This window comes from Herbiconiux daphne (genome assembly GCF_024979295.1).
In the GTDB taxonomy this organism is placed as follows: Bacteria; Actinomycetota; Actinomycetes; order Actinomycetales; family Microbacteriaceae; genus Herbiconiux; species Herbiconiux daphnes.
In genome coordinates, this window is record NZ_JANLCJ010000532.1 from 1 (window position 1) to 614 (window position 614).

Annotated in this window: 2 protein-coding genes; both read left to right on the top strand. The window is 43.3% G+C overall.

The window, feature by feature from the left end; translation table 11 throughout:
* Positions 1-145 precede the first annotated feature (145 nt).
* Positions 146-391 (top strand): DUF2526 family protein, encoded by a 246-nt coding sequence (locus tag N1032_RS26275; protein ID WP_259543587.1) that lies wholly within the window; start codon positions 146-148, stop codon positions 389-391.
* Complete coding sequence (locus N1032_RS26280; protein WP_259543588.1) at positions 388-546, top strand: hypothetical protein; 159 nt, start codon at positions 388-390, stop codon at positions 544-546. Before N1032_RS26275 ends, N1032_RS26280 begins: the two co-directional genes overlap by 4 nt.
* Positions 547-614 lie beyond the last annotated feature (68 nt).

Sequence of the window (614 nt, forward strand, 5' to 3'; positions counted from 1 at the left end):
ATTTTCAAAAATCAACGTGGTGGCTCTATGATGGTACTGTCAAAGACGGGTCGCTTCCCTGATGCTCGCTATACAGTGCTGGATTTAAAATCTGGTGCTCGTAGTGAGCATTCTTATCCTGCGTTAGTTCGTAAGGAGACTGGTCATGGCTCATAATGATGATGTTATTGCTGCTGTTGATAAAGCAATAGAACTCGATGTAATTATCGGGATGAACACTTTGTTGTGCGCACTCAGTGAAGATACTGAACTTGATCGTGATTTCCGTTATGAACAGCAAATGCGTCTGCGCCGTGCTGTTTATAACCACGGCTTAGATGTGAAGAAACGTCGTGAATGGGAAGCAGATCAGCGCCGACAGCAATTAACTCGTGGAGGTATCATTGTATGAGCCAGAAGCCTGTATTTAATGCTGAGTTCAAGAAAGGTGAGAAGAAGCCAGTCGTTATAAAACATGATGATGGTTCTGAAACTCACCTGACTGCTGAATCTGCAATCTTCCTTTCTATCTTCATGAAAGCTAAACCAAAAGGGTTGATTACGTAAAAAAGATCGCAATGTTATTAGGTCGGGTAGTTGCTGCTACCACACTGTCAGGTTGTACTGTGGGCCGT

Bases quoted from the DNA above. Each gene is read 5' to 3' on its own strand.
- N1032_RS26280 (WP_259543588.1), top strand. From the start codon at position 388: ATGAGCCAGAAGCCTGTATTTAATGCTGAGTTCAAGAAAGGTGAGAAG.
- N1032_RS26275 (WP_259543587.1), top strand. From the start codon at position 146: ATGGCTCATAATGATGATGTTATTGCTGCTGTTGATAAAGCAATAGAA.